Consider the following 20,113-nt stretch of genomic DNA (forward strand, 5'->3'; position numbering starts at 1 on the left):
GCGCTTGCGGGTTCCGGTCTTCGATTTTATGATCGCCAAGCCGCTTGGCGGCTCACGGCGCTGGAACTTTGACTATGGACAATACCATCCTCGAAATGCGGAGCATCACCAAGACGTTCCCGGGCGTCAAGGCGCTGGAGAACGTGAACCTCAAGGTTCGCAAGGGTGAAATTCACGCATTGGTCGGCGAAAACGGGGCCGGCAAATCGACCCTGATGAAGGTCCTCTCGGGCGTCTACCCCACCGGAAGTTATGACGGCGACATCGTCTATGAAGGCGAGACGCGCAACTTCAAGGTCCTGAAGGATTCCGAAGAAATCGGCATCGTCATTATCCACCAGGAACTGGCGCTGGTGCCGTTGCTGTCGATCGGCGAGAACATCTTCCTCGGCAACGAGAATGCCAAGAACGGCGTCATCAGCTGGGACGAGACGTTCAACCGCACCAAGCAGCTGCTCAAGAAGGTCGGCCTGTCGGAATCTCCGAACACTCTGGTAACCGACATCGGCGTCGGCAAGCAGCAGCTGGTCGAGATCGCCAAGGCGCTGTCGAAGAGCGTCAAGCTGCTCATCCTCGACGAGCCCACCGCCTCGCTCAACGAAAGCGATTCCGACGCGCTGCTGACGCTGCTGATGGAATTCCGCAAGCAGGGCATCACCTCGATCATCATTTCCCACAAGCTGAACGAAATCCGCAAGGTCGCCGACCAGATCACCGTGCTGCGCGACGGCATGACAGTCAAGACGCTCGACTGTCACGCGGACGAGATCAGCGAAGACATTATCATCCGCAACATGGTCGGCCGCGATCTCGAAGACCGCTATCCGCCGCGTTCGGTGCCGATCGGCGAAACCATTCTCGAAGTGAAGAACTGGAACGCCTATCACCAGCAGCACCGCGACCGCCAGGTCCTGCACGATATCAACGTCACCGTCCGCAAGGGCGAAGTCGTCGGCATCGCCGGTCTGATGGGGGCAGGGCGCACCGAATTCGCCATGAGCCTGTTCGGCAAATCCTATGGTCACAAGATTTCGGGCGATGTGCTGATGCATGGCAAGCCGGTCGATGTCAGCACCGTGCGCCGGGCGATCGACGCCGGTCTCGCCTATGTCACCGAAGACCGCAAGCAGCTCGGCCTCGTGCTCAACGACACGATCCTGCACAATACGACGCTCGTCAATCTGAAGGCGGTGTCGAATGCGTCGGTCATCGACAGCGTCAAGGAATCCAGGGTCGCGTCCGACTATCGCTCGAAGCTGCGCATCCGCTCTTCCAGCATCTTCCAGGAAACGGTCAATCTTTCCGGCGGCAACCAGCAGAAGGTGGTGCTGTCGAAGTGGCTGTTCTCCAATCCCGATGTTTTGATCCTCGACGAGCCGACGCGCGGCATCGATGTGGGTGCAAAATACGAAATCTATACTATCATCAATCAGCTCGCGGCTGACGGCAAAGCCGTTCTGATGATCTCGTCGGAAATGCCGGAACTTCTTGGCACCTGCGACCGCATCTACGTCATGAATGAAGGGCGTATCGTTGCGGAACTGCCGAAGGGAGAAGCGAGCCAGGAAACCATCATGCGCGCCATCATGCGCTCAGGAGAGAAGAAACAATGACGCCGATCAATCAACCCATCGCTGAGCAAGGGCGTGTCGTCTCGATCGGAGACTACGTTCGCGGCAACATCCGGGAATACGGCATGTTCATCGCGCTGATCGCGATCATGGTGTTCTTCCAGATTTCGACCGGCGGCGTTCTCTTCAGGCCGCTCAACCTGACCAACATCATTCTGCAGAACTCGTTCATCGTCATCATGGCGCTGGGCATGCTGCTGATCATCGTCGCCGGCCATATCGATCTTTCGGTCGGCTCCGTCGTCGGCTTCATCGGCGCCATTGCCGGCGTTATGACGGTGCAATGGCATGTCAACTATGTCGTCGCGGCCGTCGTCTGTCTGGCCATGGGCGCGCTTGTCGGCGGCATCCAGGGCTATTTCGTCGCCTATCACAAGATTCCGGCCTTCATCGTCACGCTGGCCGGCATGCTGGTCTTCCGCGGCCTGACGCTGTTCGTGATGACGGCTTCGGGAACCGGCACCAGCATCGGTCCTTTCCCGCCGGAGTTCCAGCTGATCAGCATCGGCTTCCTGCCGAACCTGTTCGATATGGGCGGCATCAACTCGACCTCGATCATTCTGACCGTGATTGGCGCCGTCACCCTCTTCTATATGGCATGGCGCAAGCGGCTGTCGAACGAGAAGCATGGCAATGACGTCGAGCCCATGGGTTTCTTCCTTGCCCAGAACATCATTGTCGCGGTCGCCATTCTGGGGCTCGGCCTGCAGCTGTCGATCTATCGCGGCTTCCCGAACGTGCTGGTCATCATGCTGGCCCTGGTCGCGGCCTACGCCTTCATCACCCGTCGCACCACCATCGGCCGCCGCATCTATGCCATGGGCGGCAATGAGAAGGCGACCAAGCTTTCCGGTATCAACACCGAGCGGCTGACCTTCCTGACCTTCGCCAATATGGGACTGCTCGCCGGTCTCGCCGGTCTGATCGTGGCGCTGCGCCTCAACTCGGCGACGGCCAAGGGCGGCTTCGGCCTCGAACTCGACGTCATCGCCGCCTGCTTCATCGGCGGCGCATCGGCCCAGGGCGGCGTCGGCAAGGTGACCGGTGCGGTCATCGGCGCGCTTATCATGGGCATCATGAACAACGGCATGTCGATCCACGGCCTCGGCACCGACTCGCAGCAGATGGTCAAGGGCGCGGTGCTTCTCGCTGCCGTGTTCTTCGACGTCTACAACAAGAACAAGGGCTGAGCGCTCAAGCGCAGCCCGGGCATTCGCAGTCATATGAATGATCAATTCCGGCTCCTGATGGAGCCGGACAGGCGGAGCTTTTTCCGAAAGTCTTCGCTGGAACGAGAAGGATCGAAGTCGTGCTTATTTCCCAGATCAAGGGTGCCAACGGAGAGATCGTCGTCGCCGTGCGCGAGCAGGGCGGCGCTGCAAGATCGGTGAAGAATGCCGGCAGCGTCTATGCGCTGGCGATGGAAGCCGCCGACGGCGGCAAGTCGCTTGCCGCGGTTATCGAGGCGCATGGTTACGGCGAAACCGTCGATCTTGAAAAGGTCTATGCGGAAGGCCGCTTCCTGCCGCCGATCACCCATCCGGACGCGGCCCACCTGCATCTGACCGGCACCGGTCTCACGCATCTCGGCTCCGCCGCCACCCGCGATTCCATGCACAAGAAGACCAGCGAGGCGGCCGAGGAAACGCTGACCGACTCGATGAAGATGTTCAAGATGGGTCTCGAGAACGGTAAGCCGAAGGCTGGCGAAAAGGGCGTCCAGCCCGAATGGTTCTACAAGGGCAACGGCTATGGTGCCGCCGCCCCCGGCGCGCCGCTGGTGTCGCCGTCTTTCGCGCTCGAGGGCGGCGAAGAGCCTGAAATGGCTGGCATTTACGTCATCGCCAAGGACGGCTCGCCGTTCCGCATCGGCTTTGCTTTGTCGAACGAGTTTTCGGACCACGTCACCGAGCGGATCAACTATCTCTATCTGGCCCACTCGAAACTGCGCCCGGCCGCCTATGGTCCGGAAATCCGCATCGGCGCCGCCCCGGACGATATCCGCGGCACCTCGCGCATCAAGCGCGGCGACAAGGTGATCTTCGAAAAGCCCTTCCTGTCGGGCGAGGCGAACATGTCGCACACTTTCGCCAATCTCGAATATCACCATTTCAAATACGGCATCTTCCGTGTTCCGGGCGATGTCCATGTCCATATGTTCGGCACGGCAACACTCTCCTTCGCCGACGGCATCAAGGCGGAAGAGGGCGATGTCTTCGAAATCGAAGTCGCCGAATTCGGCCTGCCGCTGCGCAATCCGCTGAAGGTGGCCGCCGAAGAAGAGATTGCCGTCAAGCAACTCTGATTTCTCATAAACGGTAAAGGAGGCTCATTCAGCCCATGACCATTTATCAAAACCTGATCGCCGGCGAATGGGTCGGCACCAACGCGACGAAGAACATCAACCCGTCCGATACCAACGAAGTCGTCGGCCTCTATGCCGACGGCAGCGCCGAAGACACCAAGAACGCCATCGCCGCCGCCAAAGCCGCTTTCCCGGCCTGGTCGCGCTCCGGCATCTGGGAACGCCACGTCATCTTGAAAAAGGCCGGCGACGAGATCATGGCGCGCAAGGACGAACTCGGCGCGCTGCTCGCCCGCGAAGAAGGCAAGACCCTGCCTGAGGCGACCGGCGAAGTGATCCGCGCCTCGCAGATCTTCGAATTCTTCGCAGGCGAAGCCTTGCGGCTGGCCGGCGAGGTCATCCCGTCGGTGCGCCCGAATATCGGTGTCGAGATCACCCGCGAGGGCCTCGGCGTCATCGGCATCATCACGCCCTGGAATTTCCCGATCGCCATCCCGGCCTGGAAGATCGCGCCGGCGCTTTGCTACGGCAACACCGTCGTCTTCAAGCCGGCCGAACTGGTGCCGGCCTGTTCCTGGGCGATCGTCGATATCCTCAACCGCGCCGGCCTGCCGAAGGGCGTGTTGAACCTCGTCATGGGCAAGGGCTCGGTCGTCGGCCAGGCCATGCTCGAAAGCCCTGACGTTCACGGCATCACCTTTACCGGCTCCACCGGCACCGGCCGGCGCGTCGCCGCCGCCTCGATCGAGCATAACCGCAAGTTCCAGCTGGAGATGGGCGGCAAGAACCCGATGGTCGTGCTTGACGACGCCGATCTTTCCGTTGCCGTCGAAGCCGCCGCCAATTCCGGCTTCTTCTCCACCGGCCAGCGCTGCACGGCATCGTCGCGGCTGATCGTCACCGAAGGCATCCACGACAAGTTCGTCGCGGCTCTCACCGACAAGCTGAAGACGCTGGTCGTCGACAATGCGCTGAAGGCCGGCACCCATATCGGTCCCGTCGTCGATGAGCGGCAATTGAAGACCGATACCGACTATATCGAGATCGGCAAGTCGGAAGGCGCCAAGCTTGCCTTCGGCGGCGAGGTCATTTCCCGCGAAACGCCCGGCTTCTACCTGCAACCGACGCTGTTTACCGAAGCGACCAACCAGATGCGCATTTCGCGCGAGGAGATCTTCGGACCTGTGGTCTCTGTGATCCAGGCGAAAGATTATGACGAGGCGCTTGCCATCGCCAACGACACGCCGTTCGGGCTTTCGGCCGGCATTGCCACGACCAGCCTGAAACATGCGACGCATTTCAAGCGCAATTCCGAGGCCGGCATGGTCATGGTCAACCTGCCGACGGCTGGCGTCGATTTCCACGTTCCCTTCGGCGGCCGCAAGGGCTCGTCCTACGGCCCGCGCGAGCAGGGCAAGTACGCCGCCGAATTCTACACAACCGTCAAGACCGCCTACACGCTGGCTTGAGACGAAGCGCGATAACCCTGATCGTACGAGGCGGTCAGGGGATATCCTGAAGGACAGAGACGATGAAGAAGAAAGCAGAATGGCCGCGCAAGCTGCGCTCGCAGGAATGGTACGGCGGCACCAGCCGCGACGTGATCTACCATCGCGGCTGGCTGAAGAACCAGGGCTATCCGCATGACCTGTTCGATGGCCGTCCGGTCATCGGCATCCTGAATACCTGGTCTGATATGACGCCGTGCAATGGCCATCTGCGCGAACTCGCCGAGAAGGTGAAGGCGGGTGTCTGGGAGGCCGGCGGCTTCCCGCTCGAGGTGCCGGTATTCTCGGCATCCGAAAACACTTTCCGCCCGACGGCGATGATGTATCGCAACCTCGCCGCACTCGCGGTGGAGGAAGCGATCCGCGGCCAGCCGATGGACGGCTGCGTGCTCTTGGTCGGCTGCGATAAGACCACGCCGTCGCTGCTCATGGGTGCTGCCTCCTGCGACCTGCCTTCGATCGTCGTCACCGGCGGGCCGATGCTGAACGGCTATTTCCGCGGTGAGCGTGTCGGTTCGGGCACGCATCTGTGGAAGTTCTCCGAAATGGTGAAGGCCGGCGAGATGACGCAGGCCGAATTCCTCGAGGCTGAGGCGTCGATGAGCCGTTCGTCGGGCACCTGCAACACCATGGGCACCGCCTCCACCATGGCCTCCATGGCCGAGGCGCTCGGCATGGCACTATCAGGCAATGCCGCGATCCCGGGCGTCGATTCCCGCCGCAAGGTCATGGCGCAGCTGACCGGCCGCCGGATCGTGCAGATGGTCAAGGATGACCTGAAGCCCTCCGAGATCATGACGAAACAGGCTTTCGAAAACGCCATCCGCACCAATGCGGCGATCGGCGGATCGACCAATGCCGTCATCCACCTGCTTGCGATTGCCGGCCGCGTCGGCATCGATCTATCGCTCGACGACTGGGACCGCTGCGGTCGCGACGTTCCCACAATCGTCAACCTGATGCCCTCGGGCAAGTACCTGATGGAAGAGTTCTTCTATGCCGGCGGCCTGCCGGTGGTGCTGAAGCGCCTCGGCGAGGCCGGCCTGCTGCATAAGGATGCGCTGACGGTCTCCGGCGAAACCGTCTGGGACGAGGTCAAGGAGGTCGTCAACTGGAACGAAGACGTCATCCTGCCGGCCGAAAAGGCGCTGACCTCTTCAGGCGGCATCGTCGTGCTGCGCGGCAATCTGGCGCCGAAGGGCGCGGTGCTGAAGCCTTCGGCCGCCTCTCCGCATCTGTTGGTACACAAGGGCAGGGCAGTCGTGTTCGAGGACATCGACGACTACAAGGCCAAGATCAACGACGACAATCTCGACATCGACGAAAACTGCATCATGGTCATGAAGAACTGCGGGCCGAAGGGGTACCCCGGCATGGCCGAAGTCGGCAACATGGGACTGCCGCCGAAGGTGCTGAAGAAGGGCATCCTCGACATGGTGCGCATTTCCGACGCCCGCATGTCCGGAACGGCCTACGGCACCGTCGTGCTGCATACCTCGCCGGAAGCGGCGGTCGGCGGCCCGCTCGCAGTCGTGAAAAACGGCGACATGATCGAGCTCGATGTGCCGAACCGTCGTCTGCATCTCGACATATCAGACGAGGAACTGGCGCGGCGGCTGGCCGAATGGCAGCCGAACCATGATCTGCCGACATCAGGCTATGCCTTCCTGCATCAGCAGCATGTCGAAGGGGCCGATACCGGCGCCGACCTCGACTTCCTCAAGGGATGTCGCGGAAACGCAGTCGGCAAGGACAGCCACTAACCGGGTGCAGCCGGAATTGATAGCTGATGAGGCGGGGCAAAACTCCGCCTCTTTCTGTTCGCCGGTTCCGTAGCGGATGATGGTGGCGCTCAGACGCTTAAGGCCGCTGTGCGCCGGAAAGCGGCAATGCAGGCGGGTCGAAATGAGCCGCTGCACGCAATGATTCTTGCGTAAGCCTGCTCGACCGGCGAGGCCTGTTACACGGCCGATCGGAGCAGAGCGCTTCGAAGACGTCGGAGACCGCGACGATACGTCCTTCGATGGGGATTGCGTCGCCGGACAGGCCCTTGGGATAGCCGGTTCCGTCCCATTTTTCATGATAACTTGCAGTTCCCTCGGGTGGAAGGGCTTGGCCAAAAATCCGTGGCGCCGGCCTCCAGCGCTTCCAGCTGAACCGACCGTTTTGCCTGCGACGTGAACCGCACCCGGCGCGCGATGAAACGCCCGCCGCGACGCTTCGATGGGGCGGATCAGAGGAAAATCGCTCTGACATCAGAGACGAAAGCGCCTGACAAAAACGGCCAGTCGAGGCGCTGGTGAAAAAACCAGCACGTTTCCAACCAGCACGGCGCAGAGCCCGAGAGCTGCCAATGGACCGAGCCGATAATTTTCGAAAAACATCGAAATCGTCAGGGCAACGATGGGAAAGAGGACGGTCATATAAGCGGCTTTGGCTGCTCCCAGCCGGTTAACGACGGTGAGGTAGGTGGTAAAGCCGATCACGGAGCCGAAAATCGCGAGATAAAGGAGAGAGCCGACATAGGACGCTGAAGGATCGAAGGTAAATTCGACGCCCCGAATGGCGGCGAATGTCGAGACGATCCCGGCACCATAGAGCATTCCATATGCATTTACCGAAGTGACCGACAGTCCGTGCTTCCTGTTGCGTACGGACACCAGGTTGCCGACCGAAAAGAACCATGTCCCGAGGAGGGCAAGCATCACGCCGATCACCACCTTGCGGTCGAATGCGGCGGCGGCAGCTTCGTTCCAGAAGAGGCAGACAATGCCGGCAACACCGAAGGCCGCGCCGAGAAGAATGCGCGCCGACGGCCTCTGACCAAATGCGACCATGCCATTGGCAAGATTGAAGATTGTCGCAGCCGAAAAGATCACCGAAACAATGCCGCTCGGCACCAAGGTTTCGGCGATATAGAAACAAAGAAAATTACAGGAAAAGAGACAGATCGACTGCAGGACCACATAGGGATGATGACGCAAGGGAATGGGCTGAAGCCTCTTCGCAATCTTCAGGCCTACGAATAATATCGCGCCGGCGAGGGCGAAGCGGTAGGCGATCGACGCTTCAATCGGAACGACGCCAAGCTGGTTCTTGATCGCGATCCAGGTGGTGCCCCAGATCAGCACGGTTAAAGCATAGCAGAGGCCGGTCATGGTCTTTCACTCCGTCAACGACAATGGGAGGATCGATACCGAGCCGAACAGCCAGGTCTATGCCGCAGACCGTGGAGGCATTGTATATTCTTGGGTTTTTGCCTCTCGTCCTATTGATCGGCTGCGCCGTCCCATTCAAACTCGTGAGACGAGGCCCCGATGGATCATGGAACAGCAACACCGTCTGATAGTTAAAGAAGCGCTCTCAAGATCCGGCGCATGCCTTCAGCGCTCCGGCTCGGTCGACCGGGGACTGTCGCTTGCGGAGTGGACCAACAGCGCAGGACAAGCGTTCTACGAGCGCCCCGATCACCACACGCTGAGCATCTATCTTGACGGCGGCGAGAGGGTCATTCGCGAGGATAAGCGGCTATCGGGCGGAGCACCGGGCAAGCTTTGCCTCTTTCCGGCCGAACACAAAAGCCAATGGCATATCGGCGGGCCGTTGAGGATGTTTCATCTTTACGTCGATCCCGAACTCCTCGCTTATGAAGCGCTGACGTCGTTCGACATCGACCCGAGACATATCGATCTGATGGATCTGACGTTCTGCGATGATCCGGCGATGGCGATGATTGTCCGGGGAGGGGTTTTGCCTCTGAACTGGCAGGAAAAGAGCGACCGTGTCGCCCTCGATGCGGTTTGCAGGCTTCTCATTCATCGCATCTTGAAATCGCACAATCGGCAGACGCGGCACGAGGCCGTGCGCGGAGGGCTTTCACCCTCGGTGCGTCGCCGTACTGCTGATTACATCGACGCCAATCTCGACCAGGCGCTGACGCTTGATCGGCTGGCACGGGAAGCCGGCTTGAGCACCTTTCATTTTGCCAAGATGTTTCGCGTCAGCTTCGCCATGCCTCCGCATCGCTACGTGGCGGCGCGGCGGATCGAGCAGGCAGAAAGGCTCGTTCGCAACCGCGAAAACAGCCTTGCAGCCGTTGCCTCCGCCTGCGGCTTCGGTTCACAAAGCCATTTTTCCAAGGCTTTCAAAGCCACCACCGGCGTACCGCCAGGGGAGTGGCGAAGCCTGTCGTGAAAGCCGCCGGCCATTGCCCTAAAGCGCGTCGCGATCTTTCAGATTCGCTCCTTGCGCTTTAGGTCTTTGTTTTTACGCATGTCGTTATCGCGAAACCGCTGCACACTTTTGCGCGACATGCTTTATCGGATTACTCCACGCGATCGGTGCTGTCGTTCCGACGTGTGGAACTGGAGCCTCTGCCGACAGCGCAGACCTTCACGCCAGAAACAAGCCGGCGGCGCCCGCAAGCGTCGCTATGCCGGTGGTGATCGCCAGTCGAACCGCATAACCGATGCTTCCCGCCGTTGCCGCAAGACCGGTTTTCGCCAGAAGATTGGCGAAGGCGGCGACCGCTATCGCATGCGCGGCCGCGTCCGCAGGCACGGTCTGCGACGACAGCTTGGCGATGGAGAGGGTTATCGCATCGAGATCGCCGAGCCCTGTGATGAAAGCGACCGCGACGAGCGACTGGGTTCCAAAGACTGCCAAAGTCGCCCGCGTCACGATGGTCACGACGGCAAGCAGAAGCGCAAAGCGGATGACGACCATCACCTCCAGCGGATTTCGCGGTGAAAAATCGGAACCGCCATCGGAGCGCCGCGTCAATCCGGCGAGGCCGCCGCCCACGGCAAGGATCGCGGCAGCCGGGCCGAGCGATGCGGCAAGCTCCTTCAGCATATCAGGGGCGATGACGCCGCAGATCAAAAGCACCCGGCTGAGGGATACGGCTCCCGCCAGCATCGCTCCGGCCGAAAGCAGCGGCGAGAGGGCGGGCGTCTGCGTCGACTGGCGGGCGAAGGAAAGCGTCAGCGCCGTCGACGAGACGATACCGCCGCAGGTCCCGGTCAGCAATATTCCGGCCTTGGCGTCGCTGAGCCTGATCATGACGTAACCAGCGAATGAAACCGCACCGATCAGGATGGTCATCATCCAAAGCTCGAAAGGGTTGATCGTCTGCCAGGGATCGACCGCCTCGTCGGGAAGAATCGGAAGAATGACGACCGTCATCGTCAGCAGAATCAGCGCGGCCCGTAATTCGAGCCAGGTCAGTTTCCGGAGGAATCCATGCAGCGGCTCCCGCGCCGCCAGAAGCGCGGTGATCGCGACGGCACTCGCGGCAGTCGCCGTCATATCCGCAACGACGGCGCCGAAGCCGAGCGCAAAGACCGTTATCGCGGCGATGGTGCCGGTCGCGCTGTAATCTTTTTCCCGTGCTGCCTGCATGCCGCTGAAGATGAGCACCGTGATACAGAAGAACACGAAGATGGCCGTCGGCAGGGTCGGTGCTGTGATCGGCTGCAGAAAACCGCAAAAACCGCCGAGGAAGCTCGACAGGCCATAGGTGCGTATGCCCGCCACTCTCTTGCCCGGCGCAGCTTCGCGTTCGCGCCATCCGCGCTCGATCCCGACGAGGATGCCGATCGCAAGCGCCAGGCTGAGACGTTGGAACGCGTCCGTCATCACCAATGAAGTCATCATCCGAAGATCCAGACATTGTCGGCCAGCCCGCCTTGGCGGGAACTTCTGCCCAATATGCCACGACGACGGTGCATTCCGCTCTGCTTGTTTCTGAAATCCAACCATGGCCATGCGGCCCGGTCATTGCGACGGATCAAAGTTTGCGTGCTCTCGATGAGAACCGGGATGCTTCTCGTTGAGCCATGTCCGTGCGCGACACAGGACAGGTGTTAGCGTGGCGGATATCGGGCTCGATGGGCCGTCCGAATTCCGCATCGACTGGCGGGGTGACGCGTTGGTGAAACGGCGCGGCCATATCAGCCCTGGAAGACCGTCGAAATCCAGTGTGCGCATGCAAGGGAGCCCAGATTTGGATCTCCCTCCGTCGAGCGGCTGATGCCGCTCAGCTTTGGCTCTGGCTTTGCATCTGGCCGCCGTCCTCGACTTTCACGGTCACCGACAGCGTTTCACCCGGCGTGCCGATGCGCATGCCGGAAATCGGCGCGGCGTCGCGGTAGCAGAGGCCGGAGGCGACGCGGACATAACGCGCATCCGGGCAGATTTCGTTGGCGGGATCGAAACCGACCCAGCCGAGGCCTGGAATATGGGCTTCGGCCCAGGCATGGGTCGCCGCCTGTTCGACCTTTTCTTCCATCATCAGATAACCCGAGATATAACGCGCCGGCACCTGCAGGGAGCGGGCGGCGGCAATGAAGATGTGGGCATGGTCCTGGCAGACGCCGCTCTTTTTTTCCAGCGCCTGTTCGGCCGTCGTTGTGGTGTTGCTGGTGCCGGGCTTGTAGTCGACCGTCTGGTGGATTGCTTCCATCAGCGCATGCATGCGGGCAAGCTCGTTATCGCCGGTGACGTCCTTGATCAGCTCCCTGACAAGCTTGCCGCACTTGGTCAGCGGCGTCTCGCGCAGGAAGAGCCAAAGCGGACAGAAGCCGGTATGCGGGCCGGTGACGCCGTTATTATCAGCCGTTTCGACCTCGCCTTCGGCGAAGATGCGTGTCACGTGCTGCGCGCCTTCCAGCGAGACCAGATTGACGTGATTGCCGTACTGATCGTCATATTCCACCTCGGGCTTGGCGCCCTCGACGTTCAGCGACCAGCCGAGCACCTTCTGCGCGGCTGTTGTCGGCGGCGTCAGCCTGAGGCGCTGGAGCGAGAACTGCGCCGGTTCGTCGTAGCGATATTCGGTGAGGTGGCTGATTTTCAGTCTCATGTTCTGATCCGCTTAAACGTAGAACCGGTAGCCGTTGGAAATCTCGGCGCCGAGCTGGTTGTTGCGCGAGACGAAATCCTCCAGGAACTCATGCAGGCCCTGATCCATGATATCGCGGATCGCCCGCGTCTGCAGCGTGGTGCGGATCGCATCGGCCGTATCGTGGGCAGGCAGCCGCTCCTCGTAATCCTGGGCGAGATAGCCGAGATTGCTGACGATCTTCTCGTAACAATAGGCGAGCGAACGCGGCATCTGGACGTTCAGCGTCAGGAAGTCGGCGATGTTCATGGCGCGATATTCGCCGTCATAGGCCCAGCTATAGGCGCGGTGGGCGGAGACGGAGCGCAGGATCGATTCCCACTGGACATTGTCGAGCGAGGAGCCGACGGCCGAGACCGAGGGCAGCAGCACGTAATATTTCACGTCGAGGATACGGCTGGTATTGTCGGCCCGCTCGATGAAGGTGCCGATGCGGGCGAAATTATAGAGTTCGTTGCGCAGCGTCGAGCCATGGAAGGCGCCGCGGATGAGGCCGGCGCGGCGCTTGATGGCGTCGATGACTTCAGGCATTTCGGCCGGCTTGACGCGCTTTTCGAGCAGCGACTTCAGGTCGATCCAGCATTCGTTGGTCGCTTCCCAGGTCTCTCGCGTCAGCGCGGTGCGCACCATGCGGGCATTGTTGCGGCCGGACTCGATGCAGGACATGACGCTCGACGGGTTGGCCCGATCGCGCAGGAGATAGTCGATTGCATCGGCATTAGTCAGCTTCGTGTGGCCCTCGTCATAGGCTTCGCGAACGCCGGCACTTTGCAGTACGCCATCCCAGTTGTCGTCGCCGGCGCTGCTGCGGGTCAGCGACATGCGCAGCCCGGCATCGACCAGGCGGGCAATATTTTCGGCGCGCTCGATGTATCGGAACATCCAGTAGAGGCCGTTTGCGGTTCTTCCGAGCATCAGTCCTCCAATACCCAGGTGTCTTTGGTGCCGCCGCCCTGGCTGGAATTGACCACCAGCGAGCCCTGCTTCAACGCCACGCGGGTGAGCCCGCCCGGAATGATTTGAACCTTGTCCGACACGAGCACATAGGGACGCAGGTCGACATGGCGCGGCGCGATGCCCTTGTTGACGAGGATCGGCACGGTGGAGAGCGACAGTGTCGGCTGGGCGATATAATTGTTCGGCTTGGCCTTCAGCTTCTCGGCAAAATCGGCGCGCTCCTTCTTCGATGCCGTCGGTCCCACAAGCATCCCGTAGCCGCCGGAGCCGTGCACTTCCTTGACGACCAATTCCTCGAGGTGCTCCAGCACGTATTTCAGGCTCGATGCTTCCGAACAGCGCCAGGTCGGCACGTTTTCGAGCAGCGCCTTGCTGCCGGTGTAGAATTCGACGATCTCCGGCATATAGGAGTAGATTGCCTTGTCGTCGCAGATGCCGGTGCCCGGTGCGTTGGCAATGGTAATATTGCCGGAGCGGTAGACATCCATGATGCCGGGAATGCCAAGGGCGGAATCGGCCCGGAAGGTCAGCGGATCGAGGAAGTCGTCGTCGACGCGGCGGTAGAGCACGTCGATCGCCTCGTAACCGCGGGTCGTGCGCATCTTCACCTTGCCGTCGATGACGCGCAGATCCGAACCCTCGACCAGTTCGACGCCCATCATGTCGGCGAGGAAGGAATGCTCGTAATAGGCCGAATTGTAGATGCCGGGGGTCAGCACCGCGACGCGCGGCTTGCCGCTGCAGCCGGGAGGGGCGAGCGAAGCAAGGCTCTGGCGCAAGAGATAGGGATAGTCTTCGACGCGCTGAACCTTGTTCTCATGGAAGAGTTCCGGGAACATCTGCATCATGGTTTCCCGGTTTTCCAGCATGTAGCTGACACCGGAAGGCGTGCGGGCATTATCCTCCAGCACGTAGAACTGATCCTCGCCGGTGCGCACGATGTCGGTGCCGACGATATGGGTGTAGACGCCGCCGGGCGGGCGGAAGCCGATCATCTCTGGGATGAAGGTGACGTTGTTCTCGATCAGCTCGCGCGGGACGCGGCCGGCGCGGATGATCTCCTGCTTGTGGTAGATATCGTCGAGAAAGGCGTTGAGCGCGATCACCCGCTGCTCGATGCCCTGGGCGAGCTTGCGCCATTCGCGGGCGGAGATGATCCGGGGAATGATGTCGAAGGGGATGAGCTTTTCGGAACTATCGGCATGGCCGTAGACCGCGAAAGTGATGCCGGTCTTCCGGAAGATGTTTTCCGCATCGCGGGATTTGGCAATCAGATGCGACCGGTCTTGGCTGTTGTACCACTCAAAATATTTTTCATAAGGCGGGCGAGGACTTTCGTCCCCAGTAATCATTTCATCAAATGCCAAAGGTGCGTGCTCCCCTTTTTTGTTCATTTGAATACAACGCAAATTGCAATGCAAGAACCATGCGCAGTTCGAGGAAAAGATTTTGCGTTGCGGGAAACAGGGGGAATCCGGGCGGTGGAAGCGAGGTGGCGATTGTCGTTCGCCGGAGACTGCTGAAAATATGAGCAGCTGATTGTTTTTCGTTCGGCGGGTATGTTGCGTACAGCCTTCCCGCTTGCTCCCTCATCAAGTTAGTTTGGCCGAGGTGCCGGCATTGTTTGGTTCCGTTGGTGGATGGCATTCCAGAATCGGCTGTGAATAGCAATTTGTGCCCACCCTCCCTCCGTCATGCTCGGCCTTGAGCCACTGCTGTCCGGTTTAAATTTAATGGACATGGTGCACGGTGTTGATTCTACTCGTATTCGAGCGTTTCGCGACGATCTCGGACACGAAAGAGGAGCAACACCGTGCGGCATGACAATAGCGTCTTTCATGATCTGCTGAAGCGGATTCCGTGGGCGGTCTTCGAAAGACTTGTGGATGAGCATCAGGCCGACAAGCATGTTCGGCGGCTGTCGACGAAGAGCCAGTTGATCGCCCTGCTTTACGGCCAGCTTGCCGGTGCCGTCAGCCTGCGTGAGATCGTCGGCTCCCTGGAAAGCCATAGCGCCCGCCTTTACCATCTCGGCGCTCGTCCGGTGTCGCGCTCGACGTTCGCCGATGCTAACGGCCTGCGTCCGAGCACGGTTTTTGCCGAGTTGTTCGCGCAGATGGTGGCCCGCGCCGGGCGCGGCCTCAAGCGGGCCATCGGCGAGGCGGTCTATCTGATCGACGGCAGCAGTCTGCCACTTTCGGGGGCGGGATCGCAGTGGGCCCGCTTTTCCGATCAGGCCTGCGGCGCCAAGATGCACGTCGTCTACGATGCCAATGCCGGCCGATCTATGCGGCCGTCACCCCGGCCAATGTCAATGACATCACCGCGGCCAAGGAGATGCCGATCGAGGCGGGCGCCACCTATGTCTTCGATCTCGGCTATTACGACTTCGGCTGGTGGGCGAAGCTCAATGCCGCCGGCTGCCGCATCGTCAGCCGCCTCAAATCCCACACGAAACTGACGGTGAGCGCCGAGCAGGCGGCAAATGCGGATGCCGGCATCCTGTTCGACCGCATCGGCCTGTTGCCGCAGCGCCAGGCCAAGAGCCGCCGCAACCCGATGAATCGGCCGGTGCGCGAGATCGGCGTGCGGATCGAAACCGGCAAGGTGCTGCGCATCTTCTCCAACGATCTTACCGCCCCGGCCGAGGAGATCGCCGCGCTTTACAAGCGCCGCTGGGCGATCGAGCTGTTCTTCCGCTGGGTCAAACAGACGCTGAAGATCCGCCATTTCCTCGGCAATAGCGAAAATGCCGTGCGCATCCAGGTCGCTGTCGCCCTGATCGCTTATCTGCTGCTGCAGATGGCAAAGGCCGACCAGAGCGTCGTCATAAGCCCGCTGGCCTTCGCCCGCCTGGTGCGCACCAACCTGATGCACCGCAAAAGGATCGACCGCCTCCTAAAACCACGCCACAGCCCTCCCGGAAATCCCGGCCAGATGAGCCTCCAATGGTGACAAAAATTAAACCGGACAGCACTGGCCTTGAGCCGAGCATCCACACTGCATCCACCGGCGTCGTGGGATGGATCCTCGGCTCAAGGCCGAGGATGACGGAGATTGGGGTTGGCTTTCCAGCCAAACTCCCTCGGAAGCACGCGGCGTTTCAGATGCTTCGTCAAGTAGGAGAGTCATTCACCGCGCGGACGCGCGGTGGCTGGATTCCCGTGACGAGCACAGGAAAGAGGGAGGGTGGGGAGGCGTCCGCGATTCTTTGCTGCGGCGGTATGGTGTGAAGCTGTCGATAGGCTTATCCATCGAATTAGAGTATCGTCGGCCAGCCCTGTCGTTTTCACCATCAGCGAAATTTCAAATAAGCATCAACGCTTCGCCTTTGACTGTGGCCGCCCGGTGCGGTTATCAGCGGGCGAACCTTATTTCCGAGCAGCCTCATGTCCCTCGACCGCTTCGCCCCCGCTGTTTTCGTCCTGCTCTGGTCCACGGGCTGGGTGGTGGCGAAATATGCTTCGCTGCATTCCGAGCCCTTCACCTTTCTTTCGATACGTTACGGGCTGTCGGCTTTGGCGTTCCTCGCCTTTTGCCTGGTGACCAAAGCGCAATGGCCGAAAAGCCGGGCGACGGCGTTGCGCGCCGTCTATTCCGGTTTCTTCCTGCATGGGTTTTATCTCGCCGGTCTGTGGTGGGCGATCGCCAACGGCGTGCCGGCCGGCATATCGGGGATCATCGCGGCGCTGCAGCCGCTGTTGACGGCGATGGCGGCTCCCTTTCTGGTTGGCGAGCGGTTGCAGCAGACGCAGAAGCTCGGCCTTGCCTTCGGCTTCATCGGCATTGCCATCGCCATTTCGCCGAAGCTGCTCGATCCGGCGACAGCTGATCTTACCCATGCCGCCCTGCCGCTGGCGATCAACCTCATCGCCATGGGGTCGGTCACCTACGGTACGCTCTATCAGAAGAAACACCTGCAATCCGGCGACCTCAGGTCCATCGCGACGCTGCAATATGTCGGGGCGCTGATGCTCACCCTGCCGCTTTCGCTGATCTTCGAGCACCAGCATTTCGACGGCACCGCGCCGGCCTATGCCGCGCTCGTCTGGTCGGTCTTCGGCCTGTCGATGGGCGGCGTCGGGCTGCTGCTTTATCTGATCCGCCGGGGGCAGGTCTCCCGCGCCGCCTCGCTGATCTATCTGATGCCGCCGGCCGTCGCGCTCGAGGCCTTCATCGCCTTTGGGGAGCCGCTGACCCTGCCGTTGATTTTGGGCACGGCGATCGTGGTAACGGGTGTCTACATGACAAACCGCAGGGTCGTTCAGCAGGTGCCCGCGAGCGTATAGGCCGCCGGCCGCGCCAAGGCCGGCCGCCCGGACGAGCGTCCCTTCGTAGACGCAATCGGCGACGGCTACCGGTGCCGCTAAGAAAGTTTTCTTTCCCGACGACATTCCACTCTTGCCGCTAGTCACCGAACCCCGGACGGAACGCATTGGAGGTCGCCGGCGATTGACGGTGACCTGTTATCCAGAGCATCTTCAGTTCGACTGTGCGTGATCCGCAGGCAGAAAGCAACGATCAGTTGCGGGGCTGCAGCAACGCCAAGGCAATCGTCGACGCAGCCAGGAGCGCCGTCACAGTCAATGGTCCCACGGCGCCGTAGTGGTCGACGATATAGCCGCCAAAAACCGCGCCGATACTGATGGCCACCTGAAAAGAGACGACCATCAGGCTACCCGCCGCCTCCAGAGCGTCGGGGGCTGCGCGGGAAAGATTGGTCGGCAGCACGACCGGCGCCATTCCGAAGGCAAAGCCCCAAAGTGCGACGAGGGCGAACGCAATGCCGGTATGGGCGCCCCAAAGCACCAGAGCGAGCGCTGCAACCGTCATCAGCGCGGCGGTGACGGCGAGTGCCAGCCGGATACTGGCATCGGCCATTCGGCCACCGGCAACATTGCCGATCACCGAGGCGATGCCAAATCCGAGCAGTGCCAGGGCGATTGATCGGGTATCAAGCAGTGTTACTTGTTCGAGGAAAGGACGCACATAAACAGATCCGGCAAAATGCCCGGTCATCAACAAAAGGATGGCAAGCATTCCCAGTTGAATACCGCCCCGTCGTGTCAGCCGGAAAACATCAGCGATACTGTTGCTTGTGCTTGCAGGGAGCGTCGGCAAGCTGAGCAGTTGCAGCAGCATGGCAAGCGCGGCAAGCCCGGCTGTCATCGCCATGGCGCTGCGCCATCCCAGCCAATCGCTGATCAAAGCACCCATTGATGGTGCAGCTATCGTGGCGAGCGAAACGCCGAGCGTGACGATAGCCATGCCCCGACCTGTCGCATTGGCGCCGACCAGCCTCGCCACGACGGCTACTGAAAGCGCCCAAAAGCCACTAAGCGCGATGCCCAACCCGGCCCGGCCCAACAACAACAGCCAAAAATCAGTCGCCAATGATGCCAGAATATTGGAGCCGATCGCCAGTGCACTGAGGCTGACCAGCACGGTTTTGCGGTTCAGTCGGCCGATGAGGACGTTGCTCAACAAGGCCGCCACGGCGCCGACAGAAGCGGTGGCGGTGACGACTTGTCCGGCCGTTCCCTCGGAAATGCCGAGATCGCGCGCCATCGGCGTCAACAGGCCCGCCGGCAGGAACTCAGCGGACACCAGCGCAAAGCTGGTGGCTGCCATCGAAACAACGGCAAACCAGGTCGCCGTGTTCCACGCGGATGGTTCATCCGTCTCCGGGCCAATTGCGACCCCGTCGAACTGTGATGTTGAGTCCGTCATTGAAATATCTCCTATGTTCGGAGATTTGATAGACGAAGTTTTCAGGATGATATGTGTCTTAAAATCCGAAATCTATATCCATTCGTCCGGAACTTGTGCGGCGCACAATCCCCGGTGAAACGTTGGTGACGCGTTTGAAGGCGCGCGCGAAAGACGCCTCGGACTCATAGCCCAGCCGGGAAGCAACTTCCGCGATCGACATGCCGCTTTGACCCAACAAATCGCGGGCAAGCTGCATACGCAGACGGACGAGGTAATGTGCCGCGCCTTCACCCAAGATAGCGCTGAAGCGCTCGGCGAAGATCGAGCGCGACTGGCCAGCCACACCAGCGAGGCTTTCGAGGGTCCAGTTATGGCCGGGGTCCCGGTGCATGGCCGCCAATACACGACCGATATGAGGATCCCGGATGGCGGCGAGCCAGCCGGTGGTCGAAGCTCCGCTGCAATTGACCCAGCAGCGGATAAGCCGCGCCGCGAGCAAGTCCGCCATTCGCGATAGCACGGTCGCGCTTCCCATTTGGGGCTGTGTCGCTTCCGCCGACATGGCGGCCAGAAGGGGGCCAACGATCGGGTCATTGCCGGCCACATCGCAGCCCTTGATGATTGGCGGCATCAGAGCGATCAAGGGGTGAAGCGCATGCGCGCCCAAAGCCATGGAGCCGCAGAAGAGGGTGCTATTCGCCCCCATTCCCTCCCGCACGACATCGCAGACATTGCTTCCCACTCTTGTTATCTGACAGCCTTTAAGTGAATCTCCTTCAACATCCGGCGCGCTGGCCAACCGATGTGCGATGCCTTGAGGCAGCAGAACCAGATCGCCATCATTCAACTCCTGCCATCCTTCGACTTCGGTATGGATCCAGCACGGACCTTGGCTGACGAAGTGGAAACGAAGCAGCTGTTGTTGCGGAAAGGCGATGCTCCATGGATGCCTGAGCTCGCAGCGGCCATAGTTGACCCCGCTCAAGCGAAAGTCTTGCAGGACTTCGCTCAGGGCATCCATTGGGATAGTTGACGGCGACAACGGCCGGGACGGATGGTCAAGCATTTAGCCAATTTAGGTCTCAAGCGTCCGGCATTC

At 60.8% G+C, this 20,113-nt stretch carries 15 protein-coding genes and 1 pseudogene; 8 read left to right on the forward strand and 8 right to left on the reverse strand.

Translation table 11 applies throughout. The features are described 5' to 3' along the window. Positions 1-74 precede the first annotated feature (74 nt). The 5 genes from mmsA to araD all read left to right on the forward strand — a co-directional run bounded on the left by mmsA (position 75) and on the right by araD (position 7,207). Positions 75-1,613, forward strand: coding sequence for a multiple monosaccharide ABC transporter ATP-binding protein (mmsA, locus tag FHX14_RS30420; RefSeq protein ID WP_184380726.1), 1,539 nt, complete (start codon positions 75-77; stop codon positions 1,611-1,613). Beyond that, positions 1,610-2,821: a multiple monosaccharide ABC transporter permease gene (mmsB, locus tag FHX14_RS30425; RefSeq protein ID WP_184380728.1), complete on the forward strand. Its 1,212-nt coding sequence runs from the start codon at positions 1,610-1,612 to the stop codon at positions 2,819-2,821. The genes mmsA and mmsB overlap by 4 nt, the downstream gene beginning before the upstream one ends. A 119-nt stretch (positions 2,822-2,940) precedes the next feature. Beyond that, entirely contained in the window at positions 2,941-3,936 is a 996-nt protein-coding gene (gene araD1 / locus FHX14_RS30430; protein WP_184380730.1) for an AraD1 family protein, read from the forward strand. Between the two features lie 35 nt (positions 3,937-3,971). After that, positions 3,972-5,405 carry an aldehyde dehydrogenase family protein gene (locus tag FHX14_RS30435; protein WP_184380733.1) on the forward strand — a complete coding sequence of 478 codons (1,434 nt, stop codon included), beginning with the start codon at positions 3,972-3,974 and terminating at the stop codon, positions 5,403-5,405. A 62-nt stretch (positions 5,406-5,467) separates the two neighbouring features. After that, on the forward strand, positions 5,468-7,207 hold the full coding sequence (gene araD, locus FHX14_RS30440) for an L-arabinonate dehydratase (protein WP_054182804.1): 1,740 nt from the start codon (positions 5,468-5,470) through the stop codon (positions 7,205-7,207). Between the two features lie 97 nt (positions 7,208-7,304). Here araD and FHX14_RS33495 read toward each other — a convergent pair whose 3' ends face one another. Then, on the reverse strand, positions 7,305-7,700 hold the full coding sequence (locus FHX14_RS33495) for an HD domain-containing phosphohydrolase (RefSeq protein WP_184380736.1): 396 nt from the start codon (positions 7,698-7,700) through the stop codon (positions 7,305-7,307). Next, positions 7,700-8,602, reverse strand: a complete 903-nt coding sequence (locus tag FHX14_RS30450; RefSeq protein ID WP_184380738.1) for a DMT family transporter — start codon at positions 8,600-8,602, stop codon at positions 7,700-7,702. Before FHX14_RS30450 ends, FHX14_RS33495 begins: the two co-directional genes overlap by 1 nt. Between FHX14_RS30450 and FHX14_RS30455 the strand changes: the two genes are divergently transcribed. Then, positions 8,601-9,638 carry an AraC family transcriptional regulator gene (locus FHX14_RS30455; protein WP_246713502.1) on the forward strand — a complete coding sequence of 346 codons (1,038 nt, stop codon included), beginning with the start codon at positions 8,601-8,603 and terminating at the stop codon, positions 9,636-9,638. The genes FHX14_RS30450 and FHX14_RS30455 overlap by 2 nt on opposite strands. 198 nt (positions 9,639-9,836) lie before the next feature. On the opposite strand, the gene FHX14_RS30460 is transcribed toward FHX14_RS30455, so the two are convergent. From FHX14_RS30460 to FHX14_RS30475, 4 genes are all read right to left on the reverse strand, one after another. Further along, the gene (locus FHX14_RS30460; protein WP_184380740.1) at positions 9,837-11,099 is read right to left on the reverse strand and encodes a DUF4010 domain-containing protein; all 1,263 of its coding nucleotides are present in this window, start codon (positions 11,097-11,099) and stop codon (positions 9,837-9,839) included. 382 nt (positions 11,100-11,481) lie between these two features. Then, positions 11,482-12,306, reverse strand: a complete 825-nt coding sequence (locus tag FHX14_RS30465; protein WP_184380742.1) for a transglutaminase family protein — start codon at positions 12,304-12,306, stop codon at positions 11,482-11,484. A 12-nt stretch (positions 12,307-12,318) separates the two neighbouring features. Continuing rightward, on the reverse strand, positions 12,319-13,260 hold the full coding sequence (locus FHX14_RS30470; protein WP_003592872.1) for an alpha-E domain-containing protein: 942 nt from the start codon (positions 13,258-13,260) through the stop codon (positions 12,319-12,321). Beyond that, complete coding sequence (locus FHX14_RS30475; RefSeq protein WP_003592875.1) at positions 13,260-14,669, reverse strand: circularly permuted type 2 ATP-grasp protein; 1,410 nt, start codon at positions 14,667-14,669, stop codon at positions 13,260-13,262. Before FHX14_RS30475 ends, FHX14_RS30470 begins: the two co-directional genes overlap by 1 nt. A 446-nt stretch (positions 14,670-15,115) precedes the next feature. Here FHX14_RS30475 and FHX14_RS30485 point away from each other — a divergent pair. Both FHX14_RS30485 and FHX14_RS30490 read left to right on the forward strand, forming a co-directional pair. Beyond that, a pseudogene (locus FHX14_RS30485) lies at positions 15,116-16,257 on the forward strand (IS4 family transposase). Positions 16,258-16,691: 434 nt separating this feature from the next. Further along, positions 16,692-17,591, forward strand: coding sequence for a DMT family transporter (locus FHX14_RS30490; RefSeq protein WP_003592877.1), 900 nt, complete (start codon positions 16,692-16,694; stop codon positions 17,589-17,591). Between the two features lie 232 nt (positions 17,592-17,823). Here the strand turns inward: FHX14_RS30490 and FHX14_RS30495 are convergent, their stop codons facing one another. Beyond that, positions 17,824-19,032 (reverse strand): MFS transporter, encoded by a 1,209-nt coding sequence (locus tag FHX14_RS30495; RefSeq protein WP_184380744.1) that lies wholly within the window; start codon positions 19,030-19,032, stop codon positions 17,824-17,826. A 58-nt stretch (positions 19,033-19,090) separates the two neighbouring features. After that, entirely contained in the window at positions 19,091-20,080 is a 990-nt protein-coding gene (locus FHX14_RS30500) for an AraC family transcriptional regulator (RefSeq protein WP_003592879.1), read from the reverse strand. Positions 20,081-20,113 lie beyond the last annotated feature (33 nt).

Origin of the sequence: Rhizobium sp. BK619, assembly GCF_014195245.1 — a bacterium.
In the GTDB taxonomy this organism is placed as follows: Bacteria; Pseudomonadota; Alphaproteobacteria; order Rhizobiales; family Rhizobiaceae; genus Rhizobium; species Rhizobium acidisoli.